The 19039-nt window shown below is 43.2% G+C and carries 26 protein-coding genes; 8 read left to right on the plus strand and 18 right to left on the minus strand.

Annotated elements, in window-relative coordinates; genetic code table 11:
- Positions 1-9 precede the first annotated feature (9 nt).
- The 9 genes from ABD943_RS09655 to ABD943_RS09695 form a co-directional block, all read right to left on the minus strand.
- Complete coding sequence (locus ABD943_RS09655) at positions 10-354, minus strand: arsenate reductase (protein ID WP_345292982.1); 345 nt, start codon at positions 352-354, stop codon at positions 10-12.
- 13 nt (positions 355-367) lie between these two features.
- Complete coding sequence (gene dapD, locus ABD943_RS09660) at positions 368-1198, minus strand: 2,3,4,5-tetrahydropyridine-2,6-dicarboxylate N-succinyltransferase (protein WP_345292983.1); 831 nt, start codon at positions 1196-1198, stop codon at positions 368-370.
- 25 nt (positions 1199-1223) lie between these two features.
- Positions 1224-3884: a [protein-PII] uridylyltransferase gene (gene glnD / locus ABD943_RS09665; protein ID WP_345292984.1), complete on the minus strand. Its 2661-nt coding sequence runs from the start codon at positions 3882-3884 to the stop codon at positions 1224-1226.
- Positions 3885-3897: 13 nt separating this feature from the next.
- The gene (gene map, locus ABD943_RS09670; RefSeq protein WP_345292985.1) at positions 3898-4734 is read right to left on the minus strand and encodes a type I methionyl aminopeptidase; all 837 of its coding nucleotides are present in this window, start codon (positions 4732-4734) and stop codon (positions 3898-3900) included.
- A gap of 138 nt (positions 4735-4872) precedes the next feature.
- A complete protein-coding gene (locus tag ABD943_RS09675) occupies positions 4873-5562 on the minus strand; it encodes an MliC family protein (protein WP_345292986.1) in 690 nt (229 codons plus the stop codon).
- A 10-nt stretch (positions 5563-5572) separates the two neighbouring features.
- Positions 5573-5773: a glycine zipper domain-containing protein gene (locus ABD943_RS09680; RefSeq protein WP_345292987.1), complete on the minus strand. Its 201-nt coding sequence runs from the start codon at positions 5771-5773 to the stop codon at positions 5573-5575.
- Positions 5774-5896: 123 nt separating this feature from the next.
- Positions 5897-6415 (minus strand): CC0125/CC1285 family lipoprotein, encoded by a 519-nt coding sequence (locus ABD943_RS09685; protein ID WP_345292988.1) that lies wholly within the window; start codon positions 6413-6415, stop codon positions 5897-5899.
- A gap of 161 nt (positions 6416-6576) precedes the next feature.
- Entirely contained in the window at positions 6577-6996 is a 420-nt protein-coding gene (locus ABD943_RS09690) for a VOC family protein (protein WP_345292989.1), read from the minus strand.
- 51 nt (positions 6997-7047) lie between these two features.
- On the minus strand, positions 7048-7317 hold the full coding sequence (locus ABD943_RS09695) for a hypothetical protein (RefSeq protein WP_345292990.1): 270 nt from the start codon (positions 7315-7317) through the stop codon (positions 7048-7050).
- A gap of 153 nt (positions 7318-7470) precedes the next feature.
- Between ABD943_RS09695 and ABD943_RS09700 the strand changes: the two genes are divergently transcribed.
- Together ABD943_RS09700 and ABD943_RS09705 are read left to right on the plus strand one after the other, a co-directional pair.
- Complete coding sequence (locus ABD943_RS09700) at positions 7471-8019, plus strand: RNA polymerase sigma factor (RefSeq protein ID WP_345292991.1); 549 nt, start codon at positions 7471-7473, stop codon at positions 8017-8019.
- Entirely contained in the window at positions 8003-8833 is an 831-nt protein-coding gene (locus tag ABD943_RS09705) for a hypothetical protein (RefSeq protein WP_345292992.1), read from the plus strand. The genes ABD943_RS09700 and ABD943_RS09705 overlap by 17 nt, the downstream gene beginning before the upstream one ends.
- Before the next feature lie 91 nt (positions 8834-8924).
- Here the strand turns inward: ABD943_RS09705 and ABD943_RS09710 are convergent, their stop codons facing one another.
- Positions 8925-9257, minus strand: a complete 333-nt coding sequence (locus tag ABD943_RS09710) for a zinc ribbon domain-containing protein YjdM (RefSeq protein WP_345293371.1) — start codon at positions 9255-9257, stop codon at positions 8925-8927.
- A gap of 99 nt (positions 9258-9356) precedes the next feature.
- Positions 9357-9563 carry a DUF3565 domain-containing protein gene (locus tag ABD943_RS09715; protein ID WP_345292993.1) on the minus strand — a complete coding sequence of 69 codons (207 nt, stop codon included), beginning with the start codon at positions 9561-9563 and terminating at the stop codon, positions 9357-9359.
- Positions 9564-9687: 124 nt separating this feature from the next.
- Between ABD943_RS09715 and ABD943_RS09720 the strand changes: the two genes are divergently transcribed.
- A complete protein-coding gene (locus ABD943_RS09720) occupies positions 9688-10344 on the plus strand; it encodes a glutathione S-transferase family protein (RefSeq protein ID WP_345292994.1) in 657 nt (218 codons plus the stop codon).
- 128 nt (positions 10345-10472) lie between these two features.
- On the opposite strand, the gene ABD943_RS09725 is transcribed toward ABD943_RS09720, so the two are convergent.
- The gene (locus ABD943_RS09725) at positions 10473-10682 is read right to left on the minus strand and encodes a cold-shock protein (RefSeq protein ID WP_345292995.1); all 210 of its coding nucleotides are present in this window, start codon (positions 10680-10682) and stop codon (positions 10473-10475) included.
- Between the two features lie 208 nt (positions 10683-10890).
- Positions 10891-11238 (minus strand): Fis family transcriptional regulator, encoded by a 348-nt coding sequence (locus ABD943_RS09730; RefSeq protein ID WP_345292996.1) that lies wholly within the window; start codon positions 11236-11238, stop codon positions 10891-10893.
- Between the two features lie 153 nt (positions 11239-11391).
- On the opposite strand from ABD943_RS09730, the gene ABD943_RS09735 reads away from it, so the two are divergent.
- On the plus strand, positions 11392-11586 hold the full coding sequence (locus ABD943_RS09735) for a DUF5694 domain-containing protein (protein WP_345293372.1): 195 nt from the start codon (positions 11392-11394) through the stop codon (positions 11584-11586).
- Here ABD943_RS09735 and ABD943_RS09740 read toward each other — a convergent pair.
- From ABD943_RS09740 to ABD943_RS09760, 5 genes are all read right to left on the minus strand, one after another.
- On the minus strand, positions 11583-12209 hold the full coding sequence (locus tag ABD943_RS09740) for an FMN-binding negative transcriptional regulator (RefSeq protein ID WP_345292997.1): 627 nt from the start codon (positions 12207-12209) through the stop codon (positions 11583-11585). The two genes, ABD943_RS09735 and ABD943_RS09740, sit on opposite strands and share 4 nt — an antisense overlap.
- A 95-nt stretch (positions 12210-12304) precedes the next feature.
- Positions 12305-12523: a helix-turn-helix transcriptional regulator gene (locus ABD943_RS09745; RefSeq protein WP_345292998.1), complete on the minus strand. Its 219-nt coding sequence runs from the start codon at positions 12521-12523 to the stop codon at positions 12305-12307.
- Positions 12523-13002 (minus strand): hypothetical protein, encoded by a 480-nt coding sequence (locus tag ABD943_RS09750; RefSeq protein ID WP_345292999.1) that lies wholly within the window; start codon positions 13000-13002, stop codon positions 12523-12525. The genes ABD943_RS09745 and ABD943_RS09750 overlap by 1 nt, the downstream gene beginning before the upstream one ends.
- A gap of 266 nt (positions 13003-13268) precedes the next feature.
- Positions 13269-14405 carry an FG-GAP repeat domain-containing protein gene (locus ABD943_RS09755; protein WP_345293000.1) on the minus strand — a complete coding sequence of 379 codons (1137 nt, stop codon included), beginning with the start codon at positions 14403-14405 and terminating at the stop codon, positions 13269-13271.
- 284 nt (positions 14406-14689) lie between these two features.
- Positions 14690-15298: an Sbal_3080 family lipoprotein gene (locus ABD943_RS09760; RefSeq protein ID WP_345293001.1), complete on the minus strand. Its 609-nt coding sequence runs from the start codon at positions 15296-15298 to the stop codon at positions 14690-14692.
- Between the two features lie 515 nt (positions 15299-15813).
- On the opposite strand from ABD943_RS09760, the gene rpsB reads away from it, so the two are divergent.
- The 4 genes from rpsB (at position 15814) to frr (ending at position 19002) form a co-directional block, all read left to right on the plus strand.
- Entirely contained in the window at positions 15814-16548 is a 735-nt protein-coding gene (gene rpsB, locus ABD943_RS09765) for a 30S ribosomal protein S2 (RefSeq protein ID WP_345293002.1), read from the plus strand.
- A 171-nt stretch (positions 16549-16719) separates the two neighbouring features.
- Positions 16720-17586, plus strand: a complete 867-nt coding sequence (tsf, locus tag ABD943_RS09770) for a translation elongation factor Ts (protein ID WP_345293003.1) — start codon at positions 16720-16722, stop codon at positions 17584-17586.
- Positions 17587-17632: 46 nt separating this feature from the next.
- The gene (gene pyrH, locus ABD943_RS09775) at positions 17633-18349 is read left to right on the plus strand and encodes a UMP kinase (protein WP_345293004.1); all 717 of its coding nucleotides are present in this window, start codon (positions 17633-17635) and stop codon (positions 18347-18349) included.
- A gap of 95 nt (positions 18350-18444) precedes the next feature.
- Positions 18445-19002: a ribosome recycling factor gene (gene frr, locus ABD943_RS09780; RefSeq protein ID WP_345293005.1), complete on the plus strand. Its 558-nt coding sequence runs from the start codon at positions 18445-18447 to the stop codon at positions 19000-19002.
- Positions 19003-19039 lie beyond the last annotated feature (37 nt).

Below are 19039 nucleotides of genomic sequence, written 5' to 3' on the forward strand. Positions count from 1 at the left end.
AGGGGTGCCTTAGTTGAAAATAGATTCGTACTGTTCGGGTTTGAAGCTCAAGTGAACGTCGTTACCTTTCACTAACACGGGACGTTTGATTAAGGTAACCTTGTCTTTCATAAGATCTATTGCAGAGTCACGATCGATATTATCTTTAATCGACTGTTCTAGTGGACGCCATGCGGTACTGCGTTTGTTGAGTAGCTTCTCCCAACCGATTGCTTCGTCCCAGTGTTCTAGCGTTGAGCGGTCGAGAGGATTTTTTCTGTAGTCGATAAACTCATGTTCAATGTCTTTTGCTTCAAGCCACTTCACTGCTTTTCGAACCGTATCACAGTTTGGGATGCCGTAAATTTTAACCATGTAAACCTCTGTATTAGCCTTGTTCTTTGCCTAAACGAAGAAGCTCGTTCACGCTAGTTTTTGCTCGTGTTTTTGCATCGACTTGCTTAACAATAACGGCACAACTAAGGCTATACTTGCCACACTGTGATGGAAGACTGCCGGGTACAACGACTGAGCCAGCTGGAACGCGCCCGTAAGTTACTTCGTCCGTTAAGCGGTTGTAGATTTTGGTGCTTTGGCCAATGAAAACACCCATCGACAATACAGCACCTTCTTCAACAATCACGCCTTCGACTACTTCTGAGCGTGCGCCAATGAAGCAATTATCTTCAATAATTGTTGGCCCAGCTTGTAGTGGCTCTAGAACGCCGCCAATACCGGCGCCACCTGAAAGGTGAACGTTTTTACCAATCTGTGCACACGAGCCTACAGTTGCCCAAGTATCGACCATAGTGCCTTCATCAATGTAAGCACCGATATTGGTATAACTCGGCATGAGAACCACATTCTTAGCAATGTAAGAGCCGCGGCGAGCGATCGCATGAGGGACAACCCGAGTGCCGCCAGTTTTAAATTCTTCTTCAGTCATGCCTTGATACTTCATTGGCACTTTGTCATAAAACTGTGCAATATCAGTATCAATCACCTTATTATCGTTCAAGCGGAACGATAGCAGAACCGCTTTCTTCAGCCACTGGTTCACAATCCAGTCGCCATCTTTCTTTTCTGCGACCCGAGCTTGACCCGAGTCGAGAAGGTTTAGTGCTTCAGTAACAGCGTCTTTCACTTCGGCTGGAGCTGAGCTGACCGAAAGTGTGTCTCTGTTATCAAAGGCTTGCTCAATAATATTTTGCAGTGACATAGTGATTCCTTTAATTAGGTTTGAATTAAGCGTTAATCGCTTGTTCAAGATGTTGTTTAATCTCTTTAATTTTTGCTTTATCAGTGATGGGTTTATTATTTCGATCACTGATGGTAAATGTATCTTCTACGCGTTCACCTAGCGTGACAATTTTTGCTGAGTGGACTTGGATGTCGCAGTCACGAAAAGCCTGACCAATGTTGGCCAAAAGTGCAGGGCGGTCAAGCGCTGTAATTTCAAGCGTCGTCAGTGGGCGGTTATCATTGTTGATAAACTTAATTCGCGTTTTGACGGTAAAGTATTTTAAGCGAGTTGGTACGGCTCGGCTGACTGAGACACCTCGGCTTTCGATATCAGACAAACCGTCGATCAAGTTGTCTTGGATTTCTTGTATGCGTTGCTCGTAAGACAGAGGATGCCCTTGTTCGTCTAATACGATAAACGTATCAAGGCACAAACCTTTGGGCGATGTAAATAACGTCGCAGCCTGAATGTTTAAGTGATTCTGGCTCAAAAGTGCGGTTATCGCTGCAAAAAGGTCAGGCTGATCTTCAACGGCTATAAACACCTCAGTCCCAGCTTGAGAGCGATGATTTTTTATCGCCACATAAGGCAGTTCCGGCTGTGAAAGTAATTGCTCAGTCTGCCAAATGATTTGCTCAGGATGATAGCGCAGTAGGTAATCGTCACCTAACTCCATCAGCAACTCGCGAACAGGCTCAATCGTTTCACCGGTTTTAGTAAACTGCTCTAACACTTGCTGGCGTGTGTCTTCCATCATTTCGGCTTGGTTAGCGCGTGGTGTTGATTGAGTAAGGTAATGTTTGGTGGCTAAAAACAGTTCTTTTAATAATGACTCTTTCCACGAATTCCAGAGTGTAGGGTTCGTTGCTCGAATATCAGATACGGTTAATACATAAAGTAATTCGAGGTGCAAAATTGATGGAATTCGGTTAGCAAAACTTTCAATTACATCAGGATCGCTGATGTCTTTACGTTGCGCAACCAGTGACATAATTAAGTGACTCTTGACCAGCCACGAAATTAATTCAGCAATATGTTTTTCCAAGCCGATTGATTGAGCGTACTCAAGGGCATCAACGGCACCAAGTTCAGAGTGATCGCCACCACGACCTTTACCAATATCATGAAAGATAGCAGCCAAATATAAAGGTGTCGGATCAACCAGCGTTTTCATGATTTTTCGGCACAGTGGAAACTCGTGTTGAAACTCGGGTTTGTTGTAGCGAATGATATAGCGCAGCAAAAATAGAGTATGTTCATCGACGGTGTAGGCATGGAATAAATCGAACTGCATTTGCCCTTCAATCTGAGCGAACTTGGGAATCATTGCACCAAGAATATTGGTTCGTTTCATTAATGCAAAGCCGCGACTGGTCAGCTGCTTGGTCGCAAGAAACTCTTTGAAGTAACTGATGTTGATGGCATCCCGGCGATATTTGCGGTTGACCATTTGCTGGCTGGAGCGAATTTTCCGCATAGTCTTGGCTTCAATCTGAATGATTTCAGGATTAAGTGCAATGTGGCGGAAAATTTTAATCAAAGCATGTGGTTTTTTTAGAAATAAATCCGGATCTTTGATGCCAATTCGCTGATTATGTAAATAGAAGTCATCATCCAGATCGAGGTGGTCGCTCTCTTTATTATCTTGTAAATATTCTTGCTCAAAAATCTGCAAGAAAAGTTCGTTGAGGTTGCGAATGATCATTACGGCTCGATAATACCGCTGCATTAAATGCTCAACCGCCAACTTGTTGTCATGATCTTCGAAGCCCATCCATTCTGCGACTTTTTTCTGATGCTCGAACAACAAACGATCTTCACGTTTGCCGCTTAAAACATGTAACGCAAAACGTACGCGATGGAGAAATTGTTGGCCGTTTAATAAGCTACGATATTCACGTCGGGTGAAGATACCGTACTTGATTAAGTCATGGAGACTGCTACTTTTAAAGTGCTTGAGGGTGATCCATTGAATCACTTGAAGGTCACGCAAGCCGCCAGGGTTTGACTTGATGTTGGGCTCAAGATTAAAGGAGGTTTCTTTAAATTTAATATGACGAGCGGTTTGTTCATCCAGTTTTGCGCGGAAGAATTTTTCCGAAGGCCAGAAACCTGGATCTTTAACTTTGGCATTAAGTTCGCGTAGCAGTAACTGATCACCACAAAGAAAGCGTGACTCGATGAGGTTGGTAGCGACTGAAATATCTTCTAAGGCCAGTGACTCACATTGCGCTATGGTTCTAACGCTGTGACCGACTTCTAGTCCAATATCCCAAAGAAAAGCAAGCCAAGACTCAAGCTCTAAGTTTTTCTCTTGTGCCTCTTCACCGCTATTTTCTTCGCTAAGCAGTACCAGGATGTCAATATCAGAGTAGGGCTGCAACTCTTCACGGCCATAGCCACCAACAGCAATTAGAGCGGAGCCAGAGTTAACCGAAAATTGTGCCCAGCTGGTTGTTAAAATATGATCCATAAGCGCACTGCGGGCACGCAGTAGTTGAATGATACTTGTTCCTTTTTGAAACTGCTTGGTTAGAGCATCAAGCCCGGCTTGTAAGTAGTCTTTGTAAACTTTTAGGCGATCAGCACCCTCAGCCGACTGACTCTTTTTGAGCAAATCGGCTGCTTTAGGGAGGTAGTTAAACTTATCAGGACTTGCCACTCAACTTCCCGTTTTAGAAGGGTTCTTCTTCACGACGAGTAAGGACTTCAACGCCATTAGAGGTGACCAGTAATGTGTGCTCCCACTGCGCTGATAATGAGCGGTCTTTAGTTAAAACCGTCCAGCCATCTTTTTTATTGTGCTTCACATGGCGTTTGCCGACGTTTACCATTGGTTCTATGGTGAAGGTCATGCCTTCTTCCAGCACCACACCAGTACCTGGGCGACCATAATGAGTCACTTGAGGTTCTTCGTGGAACTTCGCGCCAATGCCATGGCCACAATATTCTTTAACGATAGAATACCCTTTGCCTTCAGCATATTTCTGAATGGCGTAGCCAATATCACCAAGACGGGCTCCAGGTTTGACCATATCAATGGCTAGGTACAAACTCTCTTGAGTTGCTTGAATGAGCTTCTTGGCTTGAGGCGTCGGTTCTCCAACAACAAACATCTTGCTGGTATCGCCATGATAGCCATCTTTGATAACGGTCACGTCTAGATTAAAAATATCACCGTTACGCAGAGGTTTTTTATTAGGAATACCGTGGCAGACAACATCGTTAACCGATGTGCAGACAGACTTTGGGAAGCCACCATCGGTAGCGACAGCTTGTGTCGGACTGCCTTCTTCGTTCAGGGTGACTGGATAGATTGAGCCACCGTAATTCAATGTGGCTGGATAACCACCTTGCTTGTGAACAATATGGTCGTGGCAGATTTGATCCAGCTCTTCTGTGGTCACGCCTTTTTTGACGTGCTCACCAATCATTTCCAGAACTTCCGCTGCTAAACGTCCTGCGACGCGCATTTTCTCAATTTCTTCAGGAGTCTTTATCTGAATGCCCATACAATAACCGGTTGATACCTTATTAGCTTTACCTAGCCCAGCTTGATTCAAGGCTAGCAAAATAGGCGTCTATTCTAACGAATTGTATACAACAAGGGAAACTTGATAGGTGTGGTTGTTAGAACTTAATAGAATGATTTAATGAGCCTCCTGCCGGCATTTAAGTTCCGGTGCTTGATACCCCCAAACTATTAACGCTTCCCCTTGGTGCTCCCAAAAGGTTTCGTTCTGCCCTTGATACTTGGCACCACTGGCGCTGCTAACGTTGTACATCAAGGAGGTTTGGTCTCCACGCTCTGCTATTAGGGTTGGCGGCTCTGTTTCGAAAAAGGTTATGAAGAATTCATTTTTAGGATTCTGGTCACAAACAAAGCGGATTGGCCCCTTAAATGTAACCAGACGATACTTGGCTTGAAGTTCGGCGATACGGTATTGGTATGAGTTTTCGATACAGCTAACAATATCACTGCTTTTCCAACAGTCATTACGGCCTTTAATCCAACCCCTCTGTATGGCTTTAAGAGTTTTGCTTGTTTCTCCAGCGTTATCAAGAGCTTGCTGATACACCGTCGCTAATTGATTATCCAGCTTGGCAAGCTGAGGCTGATCACAAATCGTAGCTTCTATGCTTCCAGATTCCACTTTAGCGCAGTCAAAAGATGGCTTGAGGGTTTTGCCAGGCGTTTCAGGTGTCGAGTCAATCAAATAGCGAGTAGCATCGTGAGTTTTGTCTTTTGAACCGTGGGTTAAATTTTCAGTGGAGCTATCGCAGGCTATTAGAGTAACCGTCAGGACTATGATGCCCAGTAGTTGAGTTATCTGGTGCATTGAAATGCCTTTACTGGTCTTTATTCGATGATTTGCGCTTTTTAATTTCAGTACCAATACCCATGATTAAACCGATGGCGACGCCAATCCCCATGCCTAACATCATGTTGCTCATTGCAACGCCTAGAGCGGCACCAATACCAACGCCAATAGCGATATAAGCGCCAACATACGTGGTTCCGTGGTTACCTTCAGGTTGTTTATTGTTCATAGTGTAAACTGTCAGTTCGTGATTATTACTTCCAATAATAGACCTCTGAAGTAAAAAATCAACGCACAAAAAAACGCGCCTTTTTGAGGCGCGCTTTGGTCGGTCGTTAGGTTTGAATGTAACCTACATGGCTGAACGAAGTGTAGACGCTAGCTCTTTGGCATCATAATAATGACCATCACCACTTGGCATCTCACCACTGCCGATTACAATTTCCAGAGAACTGCTGTACTTGCTGCGCTCTTTGCCAGCTTCCACGCCGATTGTTGTGGTATAAGCTGGGCGACGGCGAGTTTCACAGCCGAGTAAACCGCAATCGCGTTCAATCACTTCCGTTCTGCGAACTTCTGTTCGAGCGGGAGTGCTTCTCGTTTCTTTATCTGAGCCACGATCGACGACTTGAAACCAAGAACCACCTTCTTGTAGCGTTAACTCAGCCGCTCTTAACAAAGCGTAGTCCTTAACCGTGTTTTGGCTGGTTGACGTATTACCATTGAAACTAATGCGGTAACGGTCATCGCCAAGCTTTGTGCTGTAGTAACCATAATCTTTTGGAGTTTCTGCTGGCGCATAAGTTGTTGTACTCGCACAGCCGGCAAGCATTAAACATGCTGAAATACAAACTAAGTGTAGTGCCTTCATGATTTACCTCGTCAATTTTAAGGTTCACTATCAATATAACGACTGTACACAAGTTATGCAACTTATTGAAAAATAAGAAATAAGGGTTTTCCCCTAGACTGATATTGAGTCTTCAAGGCTTTGAAGTCATCGGAAACCAGTAGACAGCATGCTGCTGTGGCTTACTTTCTAAATAAGTCGTCCATATCATTAAAGCCTTTAAATTCTAAGGCGTTACCGGAGGGGTCATTAAAGAACATGGTCGCCTGCTCTCCTGGCTTTCCTTCGAATCGGATATAGGGCTCGATCACAAACTCGACTCGACTCTTGTTTAAGTGCTCCGCCAGTTCGCGCCACTGCCTCATGTCCAGTACAACTCCAAAATGCGGGATGGGCACGCCATGACCATCAACTTTTGAAGTATTGGCAGTTTTTGGAATCATGTCTTCATCCAAGTGAACCACTAGCTGATGGCCGTAACAGTCATAATCGATCCAGCGGTCACTCGAGCGGCCTTCATCAAAGCCCAGTAACTCCCCGTAGAACTCACGCGCTTTATCTAAATCATGGACTGGGATGGCTAAATGAAATGGTTGTGGCATTGTCGGTTACCTTTAATGTAGAGGGCTACCCAAGTTAAAGTAGGGGGAAACTTAAAGCGGCTTTTTCACTTCAACGTTGGCCCCATCGTTCAAGATAGAGTCATCGCGCTTTGGTCTATCTCGCTCAAAAGTTGGCTCACAGTATTTATCTGCATTAGGCTTTCTTTCTCCTGAGGTGGCGGGATCGTGATACATGCGACACCACTGTAAACTGCCCTTAATAGGTTCCACTTCTTCTTTTGCTGCTCGGTCAGAACTGCCTGAGCAACCTATAACGCTAAACGCAGCGATGCTACTTAGTATCAGTGTGTAATACTTCATAATGGTGTCCCTCGTAGTTATGGTCAAAGTTTATCCTATCAGAAAGGCGAGGGTGACCAAAACTAACCCACTGTTAAAATTTTTAAATTTTATGTAAGAAACTTGTTTTTGATTTCGTCTATAGTAGTGAGGCCACATAAATGGGGAAGATCGTTGAAGAATACACAGAAGCAGCAGATTGCTGAATTAGCAAATCAATATGGACGACAGGTGTTCGCTACCGCATATCGCATTGTAGGGGATAGCCATTATGCAGAAGATATCACTCAAGATATTTACATGAAGCTATTCAAAAAAACACCTAAGGCGTTCGACAAAGTGAATAACTGGGCTGCTTATCTGACGACTATGGCAACTTCTGCCAGCCTTGATTTATTAAGAAAGAAGCACCGCTTATCGGAGCAAAGTTTTTCTGAGGATGTGTTGTCGATAAAAAGTAAATCGCAACCAACACCGGAAAGACAGTTTGGCTTAACCCAAGATATTCGGCTGCTTCGTCATGCGTTAACGAAAGTGACCGAACAAGAAGCAAAGGTTTTTGTTTTGCGTTTTGTCGAAGAGCTTTCCTATGAGGATATTGCTGAGTCATTAAAGCTAACCTCAAGTAACGTTGGCATCATTCTTAATAGAACTCGGCAAAAACTGGCCCGCTTACTTAGTCACAGTCAGATTACAGGAGAGAAGCATGAAGTACACAGCTGATCAAAGTTTGGACAAAGCAGTTGAAGGTCTTAAAGCTGAACAGGCTTTGTCGGAAGATATTGAACGTGCGCAAGATAATTTGCTAAGAGCGGTTGCAATCGAGGTGGAGAATGATTGCGAAGAACCGGGGTGGTTTCAGAGACTATCCGTCTGGTGGAAAGAAACCTTTAATTTTTCAGGGCTTAAACTCGCAGGCTCAATGGGCGCTGCTGCCAGTATCGCTTTCGTGATGTTTATTTTTGCAGCGTCGCCGCAAACCTCGTTCGCGAGCATGGTGGCAGAGTTTAAAAAAGTCAGCAACATGTTCTACAGCGCGACCATGACCAGCGCAGGGGAACACCTGATGGATATTAAGGTTTATTACCGTGATTCAGGGCAGGTGCGAATGGAAAGTTATTCGTTAGGAGATAAAGGCCAGCCAACGTTCGTTAATATTATGGATGTGAGTCAGGGTAAAGGCGTTATGAAACTATCGAATGGTAATGGTGAGCAAACTGTGCCATTCACTTTTCAGGCCAATGACTCTACGCAAAGCGTTCAAGAAAATCCTCTTTATTGGCGCAATCTTATTTTGGACGTTGATCCAGAAAAAGCGCAGCCGCTTGGCGTACAAACCTTTTCAGGTACTGAACTTACAGGTTACTTGATTGAAGATAGTGGTATCGAAGCACGAGTTTGGGTTGACCCCAAAACTGAGCTTCCAGTGAAAATCAATGTCAGTCAAACCTTAGGTGACGGTAGCGTAGGTTTTGAAATGCAGGCTGACGTCAGTTACAACCAGCGCTTCGACGATAGCTTGTTTGCACTGGAGTAACTCTAGAAAGAAACTCTCGATTGAAGTCATACTTTAGAAGCAAGAATAGAGTAGCGGTGTCAAAGCCGCTACTTTTTTATGTCAGCTTTAGTTAGACTTTTTTAACGAACTGAGATTTTAGCTTCATAGCGCCAATCCCAGGTATTTTGCAGTCGATATCATGATCGCCGTCTACCAAGCGAATGTTCTTAACTTTTGTGCCGACTTTCACCACTTGAGAAGAGCCTTTGATTTTTAAATCTTTAATCACCGTGACGGTATCACCATCTTGTAAAGGATTGCCGTTGGAATCCTTGATGGAGGAGTCTTCTTGCGCGGAGGCATTTTGAGACCACTCATGACCGCACTCTGGACAAGCTAACATGGCTTGGACTTCATAAGTGTAAGTAGAATTACATTGCGGGCAGTTAGGTAATTGGCTCATGATTGGTTCGTGGCGCTGCGTGGTTGTGGCGACATTATAGAGTAATCTTGTTAAAAACATAGCGTAGCTTAACTTAACTGGAAGTAACCTATCTATGCGCTAGAGTTTATCTTTTGGAACGCCATCGTCACACTTCTTGCAATTCAGTGACTGTCCGAGTTTAGATTCACGCCCAGACCGAGTTTCAACCCAGGGGCGATTAATGAAAGGGGGCTTGTGGCGAACGTGCTGGAAGTGACCACAGGCTAACTCCGCAACCCAGTCGTCGTGATCATCTTTATGGTAGCCGGTGATGGGTTGCTTCATCTTAATTGGAATATATCTAGTGATGTGCTTATAGTATTGTAGTGAACTTTTGTCCTGACAACTAGTGCATGGTGACTTAGGCCTGCATTGTGCTCATTATCGTTTCTTCCAAGAAGGAGTTTTTATGCCTGTTTCGACCTCCCAAGAGTGTGACTTAACGTTTTACACCAATCCACAGTCTCGCGGGCAGATAGCGCGCTGGATGTTAGAAGAAGTAGGGGCTGAGTATCGTCAGGAAGTTCTTGAGTACTATACATCGATGAAAAGCGAGGAGTACCTTAAGATTAACCCGATGGGAAAGGTGCCAGCGATTGTCCATCGTGGAAAAGTGGTAACAGAGTGCGCAGCAATCTGTGCCTATCTTGCGGATGTTTTTCCTCAGGCAGGACTCGCACCGCCCATTGACGATCGGTCTGACTATTACCGATGGTTATTCTTTAGCGCAGGGCCTTTGGAGGCAGCTATTGTTGACCGTTCGCTAAAAGTGAATATCAAGCCTGATCAGGAAGCTATGGTTGGTTACGGAAATTACGATCGGGTGCTTGATGTCTTATCGGCTCAGTTGCTGAAGTCGGCTTATGTTGCGGGTGAACGGTTTACAGCTGCAGATGTTTATGTGGGTTCACATGTATTGTGGGGACTTCAATTCGGCAGCATGGATATGCGTCCAGGCTTTGAAGACTACGCGGCTAAGCTCGCCGAGCGCCCAGCATTTAAAGCAGCAAAACTCATAGACGAGCAGCTCATCGCTGACTCGGAAAGAGAAAAGTCTAAAGAATAATTGTGACCCACTCAGTCGTTGAAGGAATTTCTTCAGAGTCTAGTGGCTTTTGGACTGGGACTTTTTGTTAAGACAATAAAAAAGGGCAGACCTCGAAAGATCTGCCCTTTGAAATAGAGTGCTAGTAATTAAACAGCAACAATATTTTCAGCCTGAGGGCCTTTTTGACCGTCAGTAACCGTAAATTCAACTTTCTGGCCTTCGGCTAAAGTTTTAAAACCTGAGTTGCTGATAGAGCTGTAGTGTGCAAACACGTCAGGACCATCTTGCTGCTCGATAAAACCAAAACCTTTTGCTTCGTTGAACCATTTAACGGTTCCAGTAATTGTATTAGACATAATAATATCCTGTAATTTAAATATAAGGGTGCCTTCAAGAGGCTTGAATAGCTGTAAATGTAGACTGATATTTAGAAACTGCAGGACAAAGAATTAAAAATAAAACAATGAAATGTAGGATGAAAATAAAGACTTCTTTCTAGCTGAGGATCAGAGTATAGGCTTTCTTACCCCCTGTCTACTTTTATTTCATTTATTTACGCGACAGCTACTGAGACAGGAATCGCCGAGCCCAATTGCCTTTATGTTCTTTTTCACACGCTTCTTCAGAATCAAAGCTGATTTGCTTTGCATTATTCTTTAAAGGCACTTTGATCGATTGAAGTTTATCGCTAATGACAGAGCCAATAAAACTATCTTGGTGTTCTTGCAACGCTTTTGATAAAGAATCTTCCGTATCAAAAATACACACAACCTCTAAGGATTCTGGAAATGCTTTGTAGTCCACAAAATGAGTCAGCCACTCAAAACCCTCAACCGAATCCGTCAGCACATGACAGGCATCGGTTAATGTTTTAACGATTAACTTTTCGGTTTTTTTATCATTTTTCTTCATGGTGGGTAGCCTAACACAGCTTTAAACAAGTAGGGTATTGATTAAGGGGATTAAACGTAGCCTCGATTAGCGAAAACGTACCACAGGTGACTGAAAAAATGCCTATGGTGCACCGCCTTCGGTCGTAATCGAGGGGAAGGGTAAACTATAAACATAAAGCCTCGAAATCACTTTGCTTCTTCGAGGCTACGCTTGATCATGGGGCGAGCACACACTGCATTTTTAAGGGAGTTTATAAAGAGAAGCCCCAAATTCGAAATGGTGGATACCTTAAAGTATTTAGAAGAGCATAATGAGCAGCTGAATCAGCGAATAATTATCGTTAGGGCTCCAGCTCTCGGTAACTAATTGATTAAATCCGACATAGCTCGCGTAGGTTCTTTTTCAATTTCTTTGAGGCCTGCTTTAACCCCGGCTCTATTTTTCTCTGGCTGATTCTGGCTCGCTTTTAATTTGCCAGTTAGGGTTTCAATCTTGATCTCTATACCGACAATGCTTTTTACCAGGCGTTGCGTGTAGTCTTCAGGTGCGTCACTCATTGACCACGGAGTGCTCATCTTTGACTCGTGCTGGTCTGTCAGTTGCTTAAGATGTTTTAGCAGCAATTCTGGATCTTCAGTAATTTGGGCGACTCCTTCGGCATGGACTGCCAAATAGTTCCATGTTGGCACTGCTCGCCCCGTTTCAGCCTTGGTTGGGTACCATGACGGTGATACATACGCATTAGGTCCTTGGAATATGGCAAGAACACGTTTACCTTCTGCTAATCGTTGCCATATAGGATTCTTTCGTGCGACATGACACTGCAAAACACCATTGGGCGAATCATCAGTGATTTCTAGTTGAAAAGGTACATGATTAGCCTCGATCCCACCTTCATCAGCAATAATTAACAAACCAAAGCTATAATCTTGAATATACTGTTGCAGTTTTTGAGTATCCTTTTCTTTAAAATGGCTAGGGATGTGCATTTATTTTATTCCTTGGTTTTATAGACTGGGTTAGCTGATAGCGTAACCTAACATGTAAGTGCCTGAAGGGGGCGGTACCCCCTCTACACTTTTTATTAATGCTCTTCGATATAAAAAATATCTTCAACCGTAAGCTTGAAAACCCGTGCTAACTTAAGCGCCAAAAAAGCCGAAGGAATAAAAACACGGTTTTCAATGGTGTTAATGGTTTTACGGGTAACGCCTACCAATTCTGCTAAATCAGCCTGAGTATAGTTATGCTGAGCTCGCAGCTGTTTCAGGTGATTGGCAAAGTATTTTTGGTCACTTTGCACTATTCGGCTCCTTGATCGTTTTTTAGTTCTAAATACGAAAAGAACAGAATTGGGACAATAATCGCTAATACCGCAATAGTTCTTATGAACAATAGTAAATCCAAGTCCCAAAACTCTGTTGCTGGTATCAACAGCCAAATCATGCCAAAGAGAGTGAAGTAACCCGCCATAAAGGCTTGCCATTTATTTTTATGGGTTAATTCATCATTGAGAGCTTCGAATGCATTGGCTTTCTTTACTTTTTTGCTAAAAGAGTAGAAAAAATAACAAGCAGCCACCCATAACATTGAACCAAGTATAACTAACCCTGTAATTAAATGAATAATGCTACTCTCGGTACCTTTAATGATATCTGAACCTATCCAAGCAAATTGCCATAAAGCAAAGGCAAAAGCCGCGAAGATTAAAATTTTAGCTCTTGAGTGAACCAGTTTGTCTGCTTTGTTGAGTTCCATAGAATATCCCTTATCTTTTATCATTGAGTGTGTAACCTATGCGTTACTTTAGTAACTCGTAGGTTACATGTCAAGCCAAGCAGAAATTTAATTGTTTAAGGGGATGAGCGGTTACTCTAGGAGTTTAGCTTGTGTGTATTTTTAAGTTTATAGCCTCGATTAGCGAAGCGTACTAGGGGCATCCTTTGGTCTTAATCGAGGGAAGGGTTAACTATAAACATAAAACCTCGAAGTCACTTCGCTTCTTCGAGGCTACGCTTGCTGTTATTTGTCCTGACTTACGCTTGCTGTTATTTGTCCTGACTAAGGTATACCGCAGCTAACTTACTGCCTCCACTAGCAACGATAAAATCACTTTTTCCATCTTCGTTTAGATCTACTATGACTATTCCCCACGGATTAGGGATATTTGGATGTTTAAAAGTAACGGTTTCGAAAGTGTCTTTACTGCCTAGTACAACGAGTATCTCCCCAGACCAATTGCTGATTAAAGCATCATCAACACCATCACCGTTAATATCCCCGGTTGCTACCTGCTTTGCACCAGAAGTTACGTTGAACGAGGCTTTCTTATCTTTAAGAAAATTTCCTTGGTCGTCTCCAGGCATGATAGCCATAGAGTTTCCAGTTGAGGCTACAATTAAGTCTATTGTCCCATCTCCAGTCATGTCAGCTAACCCAACTGCGAATGAAGACTCGAATGGGATTGGTTTTTTTAAAGAAAACGATTGCTTATCGGTACTAGTGTTGAGAGCAATAGCAATTTCTTGTTGATTGGGTGCCACTAAGTCTAACTTTCCATTACCATTGATATCGCCAGAGGCAAAGCCAAGATACGGATCGCCACCCACATCAATAAGCTGGCTTTCTTTTTCGAACTTTCCATCCCCCAGCCCTTTGAATACACTTAACCCTTCATGGGTGCGGTTATCTACAACCAAATCTACGATACTATCGCCGTCTAGATCTTTTAGTTGAGCTACATGCGGATGTGGCTTTACGTCAATATTAAACGGTGAATATGGTGAGTTTTTAAAGTTTCCCTTTCCATCACCATGAAGCAATGTCACATGTGATGTTTCATGATTAGTGATAGCCACATCGAGATGCCCATCACCATTGATGTCTGAAACGGATATGTCCGTAGGGTTGTCACCCGCAGGATACTGACCAACTTCTGTCAAGTCGCCTTCACCATTTCCCTGATAAGCAACAATGTTATTGTCTGAATAATTAGAGACAACAATATCTTGGTGACCATCTGAGTTAAAATCAAAAGCTGAGATTGTTGATTCGCCCGCCCCAACATTTAATATCGAGTGAGAGAAGGTTGTATTACCTATCTCGACGGACTGAGCTTTACAAACAAAGCTCAGCGAAAAAGTTAACAATAACAAAAAGTAGGGAGTGTATTTATACTGGCTCATATCGCCACCTTAATCCGATTAGTCGTATATCATTGATTATACGAATTCATCCGCAACACTCTATTAACCTTACTATTTCTTTACATATGATGGGCTATGAACACTTCAGGGGGAGCGAACTTTAAGGGCTTTATATTGAGTAAACGTCACTTCGATCAGCGAAAGCGCCCCACAGGTGACTGAAAGGAATGCCTGTGGTGCACTCCCTCTGGTCGTAATCGAGGGGAGGAGTAAACTATAAATATAAAACCTCGAAGTCGCTTTGCTCCTTCGAGGCTACGCTGCTACTTGTTTAAAAGCTTTTCTTTTTCAGCTTTGTATTCCTCTTTACTAATCAAGCCCTTTTCGAACCACTTTCTTAATTTTATCAACTCGTCCTCTGTGCTTTTCCCAGAAGTTTCATTATTTGTTTCTTTAAAATTGGCATGTTTTTGCTTGCTTTTAAAAAGTTTAACCTTTTCTGGTGTATAGCCCACAAGTAGCTTATCGATAACAGGCATCATCTTTGATTCAACACTCGCCCACTTATTTAGAGCCAAGCCACCTTTACCGTTTAGGTGGTATTCAGCGTAACCTAACATCTTATGATTTTTAAACAGTGATAGCTCCGCATGGTGCATATACATCCCAATATCCCATGTTTTTAGAGCAGTATAAGTGAGGTAGTAATCGCAATAGAAAGGCATTTCGTCATCAAATACTTCAGTTGTTATTCCATGTTTCATGAAACCTCTTTGCACAACTGGCAAAAAGTCGCTAACAATTACTTTTGGGTTTTTTTGGATGCAGACATGGCTGATTTCATGCTCTGGATCTAACTCTTGTACTTTAATACTTGTGCAAGAAGCTATGAAATATGCGATAAAAGCCAATAAGAGTAATCTGTTTTTCATTTGAAAATCCCTATATTTATAGATTATTTTTAGTTTTGAGCTGATACTCGACATATATATTACCTAGAAACTAACATATAGTCATGGGGGAATCAGTGCCGGAGAACAGTACCCCCAGTTGTAAAAAGTCTCTAGATTCCTTATCAAGTACGGAGTGATGCGATTGTTGGTAGGCGTTTGGGCCGGAATAACATGAAGCGGGTTAGATCCTGCGGCCTATCGGCTCAGTTTCCAAGTGACAAGCAAAATAGAGCGAGATTCCCGACTTCTCGGGAATGACGAAAAACACCTAATTGACCCAAAAACATTGCCTCAACCCCTGAAAAATGGTATAAAGCGCGCCGTGGCTCGAAAGTGCGTTTAAACCCGTACAACAATTGGGCTACAAATACGTTATTTACTTAAAATCCACACACAAATCGGCACATTTGCCGGGGTGCTCCGCCAGAAAGACACTGGTTGGGGTCGGGAAATGGGATTTGTGGAGGCTTAACCCGAAATTCGGAGAATTTATTATGTCTAAAGTTAGTATGCGTGACATGCTACAGGCGGGCGTGCACTTCGGTCACAAAACTCGCTTCTGGAACCCTCAAATGCGTCCATATATCTTTGGTGCGCGTAACAAGATCCATATCATCAACCTTGAAGAAACAGTACCTATGTTCAACGATGCGTTGAATTACTTAGGTAAAATCGCTTCTAACAAAGGTAAAATCCTTTTCGTTGGTACGAAGCGTGCTGCAGCTGAAATCGTTAAAGAAGAAGCGACTCGTTGTGGTCAGTTCTTCGTTGATAAGCGTTGGTTAGGCGGTATGTTGACTAACTACAAAACGATTCGTGGTTCTATTAACCGTTTGAAAGACCTAGAAAAACAGTCTGAAGACGGTACTTTCGATCGTTTGACGAAGAAAGAAGCGTTGATGCGTACTCGTGAGATGGAGAAGCTTGAAGCCTCTATCGGCGGTATTAAAAACATGGGTGGTCTACCAGACGTATTGTTTGTTGTTGACGCTGACCATGAAAGCATTGCAATCGCAGAAGCTAACAAAATGGGCATCCCAGTGGTTTCTGTTGTTGATACAAACTCTAACCCGAAAGGCGTTGATTACATCATCCCAGGTAACGATGATGCGATCCGTGCGATTCGCTTATACTGCGCAGCAGTAGCGGACGCGGTACTTGACGGTAAGCAAAGCAACACAGTTGCTGATAAAGGCGACGAGTTTGTTGAAGAGGCTGGCGAAGAGTAATCGCTAACCTTGCTATGTGTTGAAAAGGGGGCCTCGCCCCCTTTTTTGAAAAACCTTTTGGTTTCAAACGCTTAAGAAGCTTCATAAAGGTTTAAACACGACACTCTACACTATTCTAGTTTATGTATTCTGCTGTTCTGAAAAGCAGAGGAATCTATCGGAGATACTATCATGGCAATTACTGCTGCATTAGTTAAAGAATTACGTGAGCGCACTGGCGCTGGCATGATGGAATGTAAGAAAGCGTTGGTTGAAGCTGACGGTAACATTGAAACTGCAATCGATAACATGCGTAAATCTGGCCAAGCGAAAGCGGCTAAGAAAGCAGGTCGTATCGCTGCTGAAGGTGTTATTTTAGCAAAATCAGGTAGCAACACAGGTGTACTAGTTGAAGTGAACTCTGAAACTGACTTCGTTGCTCGTGACGAAAACTTCAAGAAGTTCTCAAGCGAAGTAGTAGATGTTGCTTTAGAGAACGGCACTAGCGACATTGATGCATTAAATGCTGCATCTATGCCTTCTGGTGAGTCTGTTGAAGAAGCGCGCGCTAACTTAGTTGCTAAAATCGGTGAGAACATCACGGTACGTCGCGTGGCTAAAGTTGATGGTGAAACGCTTGGTGCATACGTTCACGGCGGCCGTATCGGCGTAATCGTTTCTTTAGAGGGCGGTGACGAAGATTTGGCGAAAGACATTGCAATGCACGTTGCTGCAAGCAACCCTCAGTTCAACACAGCTGACGACGTTGATCCTGCGGTTATCGAAAAAGAGAAAGAAATCATCAAAGCTCAACCTGATATGGAAGGCAAACCTGATGATATCGTTGAGAAAATGATGGTTGGTCGTATTAAGAAGTTCGTTGGCGAAATCACTTTGGAAGGTCAAAGCTTCGTTAAAGATCCTTCAACGACTGTTGGTCAGCTTCTTAAAGAGAAAAGCGCAAAAGTTATCTCTTACACTCGTTTCGAAGTAGGCGAAGGTATCGAGAAGAAAGACGAAGACTTCGCTTCTGAAGTTGCTGCGCAAATGAAGAAGTAATTGCTGAGTACTATTTAGGCAATACGAACTAAAAAAAGGAAACACTATGGCCGACTTAGCTTACAAGCGTATTTTATTGAAATTGAGTGGTGAGGCTTTAATGGGGCGTGAGGCGTTCGGTATCGATCCTCAGGTTCTTGAAAGAATCGCTAATGAAATCAAATCGTTATGTGAGCTAGGTGTTCAAGTTGGCGTAGTCATTGGCGGCGGTAATATTTACCGTGGCCAGAAATTATCAGAAGCTGGCATGAACCGTGTGACCGGTGATCACATGGGCATGCTGGCGACTGTGATGAATTCTTTAGCGTTGCAAGATGCGTTTGAGCGCATTGAGCAACCAGCCAAAGTGCTGTCGGCAATGCCTATTGATGGCGTCTGTCAGGGCTTTTCGCGTCGCGGTGCTATCAATGCCTTAGATAAAGGGCGTGTGGTAATTTTCTGCGCTGGGACGGGTAATCCATTCTTTACTACTGATACTGCGGCTTGTCTGCGTGGTATCGAAATCGATGCTGAACTTATCTTGAAAGCGACCAAAGTTGATGGTGTTTACTCGTCTGATCCTTCGAAGGATAAGGATGCTGTAAAATATGATCGCTTAAGCTATAAAGAGGCGTTGGATAAAGAACTCGCGGTGATGGATCTTACTGCATTCTGTTTAGCGCGTGACCACAAAAAGAACATCCGTGTCTTTAATATGACCCAAGCGGGCTCACTAGAAAAAGCTGTGTTGGGCAAAGATGAAGGTACCTTGATTCATCCTTAGCCATTGTCAGGACTGAGTTTACCGTTGAATCAAGCGTGTAATTAGGCATAATAGCCAGATTAAGAATATAACAAGCAATTGTAGGAGATATCTCTGTGATTAATGACATTCAAAAAGATGCCGACCAGCGTATGGATAAGACGATTGAGTCTTTTAGGCACGATCTTGCTAAAATTCGCACAGGCCGCGCACATCCTAGCTTGCTTGAGCATATTATGGTTCCTTATTATGGAACTGATACACCGATCAATCAGGTCGCGAGTATTAGTGTCCAAGAAGGTCGTACTTTAGTGCTTCAGATTTTTGATAAGGGCGCGATTCAAGATACTGAGAAAGCGATCTTAAAATCCGATCTTGGTTTAACGCCTAACGTTGCTGGGCAAGTGATCCGCATTACGATGCCACCGTTAAACGAAGAGCGTCGTAAAGAGCTGATTAAAGTCGTTCGCGGTGAAGCGGAAAATGCTAAAGTTGCAGTTCGCAATATTCGTCGCGATGCTAATAACTCAGCAAAAGAATTGGAAAAAGAGAAAGAGCTTTCTGAAGACGATTTACGTCGTGCAGAAGAGCAGATTCAAAAGCTTACCGATACTAAAGTCGCTCGAATTGATGAGCTTTTAGAAGAGAAAGAGCAAGAGCTGTTAGAAATTTAATAAGATGTGATTGTTTGGTTGAACCTTGGTTGAAAGG

The sequence above is a fragment of the Kangiella marina genome (assembly GCF_039541235.1).
Taxonomy (GTDB): Bacteria; Pseudomonadota; Gammaproteobacteria; order Enterobacterales; family Kangiellaceae; genus Kangiella; species Kangiella marina.

What these genes read in the sequence shown, in the direction of transcription:
- rpsB (WP_345293002.1), top strand. Translation starts at nt 15,814, where the DNA reads ATGTCTAAAGTTAGTATGCGTGACATGCTACAGGCGGGCGTGCACTTC.
- ABD943_RS09675 (WP_345292986.1), bottom strand. Translation starts at nt 5,562, where the DNA reads ATGCACCAGATAACTCAACTACTGGGCATCATAGTCCTGACGGTTACT.
- ABD943_RS09725 (WP_345292995.1), bottom strand. Translation starts at nt 10,682, where the DNA reads ATGTCTAATACAATTACTGGAACCGTTAAATGGTTCAACGAAGCAAAA.
- ABD943_RS09730 (WP_345292996.1), bottom strand. Translation starts at nt 11,238, where the DNA reads ATGAAGAAAAATGATAAAAAAACCGAAAAGTTAATCGTTAAAACATTA.
- ABD943_RS09680 (WP_345292987.1), bottom strand. Translation starts at nt 5,773, where the DNA reads ATGAACAATAAACAACCTGAAGGTAACCACGGAACCACGTATGTTGGC.
- ABD943_RS09720 (WP_345292994.1), top strand. Translation starts at nt 9,688, where the DNA reads ATGCCTGTTTCGACCTCCCAAGAGTGTGACTTAACGTTTTACACCAAT.
- ABD943_RS09690 (WP_345292989.1), bottom strand. Translation starts at nt 6,996, where the DNA reads ATGCCACAACCATTTCATTTAGCCATCCCAGTCCATGATTTAGATAAA.
- ABD943_RS09685 (WP_345292988.1), bottom strand. Translation starts at nt 6,415, where the DNA reads ATGAAGGCACTACACTTAGTTTGTATTTCAGCATGTTTAATGCTTGCC.
- ABD943_RS09750 (WP_345292999.1), bottom strand. Translation starts at nt 13,002, where the DNA reads ATGATAAAAGATAAGGGATATTCTATGGAACTCAACAAAGCAGACAAA.
- pyrH (WP_345293004.1), top strand. Translation starts at nt 17,633, where the DNA reads ATGGCCGACTTAGCTTACAAGCGTATTTTATTGAAATTGAGTGGTGAG.
- ABD943_RS09705 (WP_345292992.1), top strand. Translation starts at nt 8,003, where the DNA reads ATGAAGTACACAGCTGATCAAAGTTTGGACAAAGCAGTTGAAGGTCTT.
- ABD943_RS09740 (WP_345292997.1), bottom strand. Translation starts at nt 12,209, where the DNA reads ATGCACATCCCTAGCCATTTTAAAGAAAAGGATACTCAAAAACTGCAA.
- ABD943_RS09695 (WP_345292990.1), bottom strand. Translation starts at nt 7,317, where the DNA reads ATGAAGTATTACACACTGATACTAAGTAGCATCGCTGCGTTTAGCGTT.
- ABD943_RS09715 (WP_345292993.1), bottom strand. Translation starts at nt 9,563, where the DNA reads ATGAAGCAACCCATCACCGGCTACCATAAAGATGATCACGACGACTGG.
- ABD943_RS09760 (WP_345293001.1), bottom strand. Translation starts at nt 15,298, where the DNA reads ATGAAAAACAGATTACTCTTATTGGCTTTTATCGCATATTTCATAGCT.
- ABD943_RS09655 (WP_345292982.1), bottom strand. Translation starts at nt 354, where the DNA reads ATGGTTAAAATTTACGGCATCCCAAACTGTGATACGGTTCGAAAAGCA.
- map (WP_345292985.1), bottom strand. Translation starts at nt 4,734, where the DNA reads ATGGGCATTCAGATAAAGACTCCTGAAGAAATTGAGAAAATGCGCGTC.
- tsf (WP_345293003.1), top strand. Translation starts at nt 16,720, where the DNA reads ATGGCAATTACTGCTGCATTAGTTAAAGAATTACGTGAGCGCACTGGC.
- dapD (WP_345292983.1), bottom strand. Translation starts at nt 1,198, where the DNA reads ATGTCACTGCAAAATATTATTGAGCAAGCCTTTGATAACAGAGACACA.
- ABD943_RS09710 (WP_345293371.1), bottom strand. Translation starts at nt 9,257, where the DNA reads ATGAGCCAATTACCTAACTGCCCGCAATGTAATTCTACTTACACTTAT.
- ABD943_RS09755 (WP_345293000.1), bottom strand. Translation starts at nt 14,405, where the DNA reads ATGAGCCAGTATAAATACACTCCCTACTTTTTGTTATTGTTAACTTTT.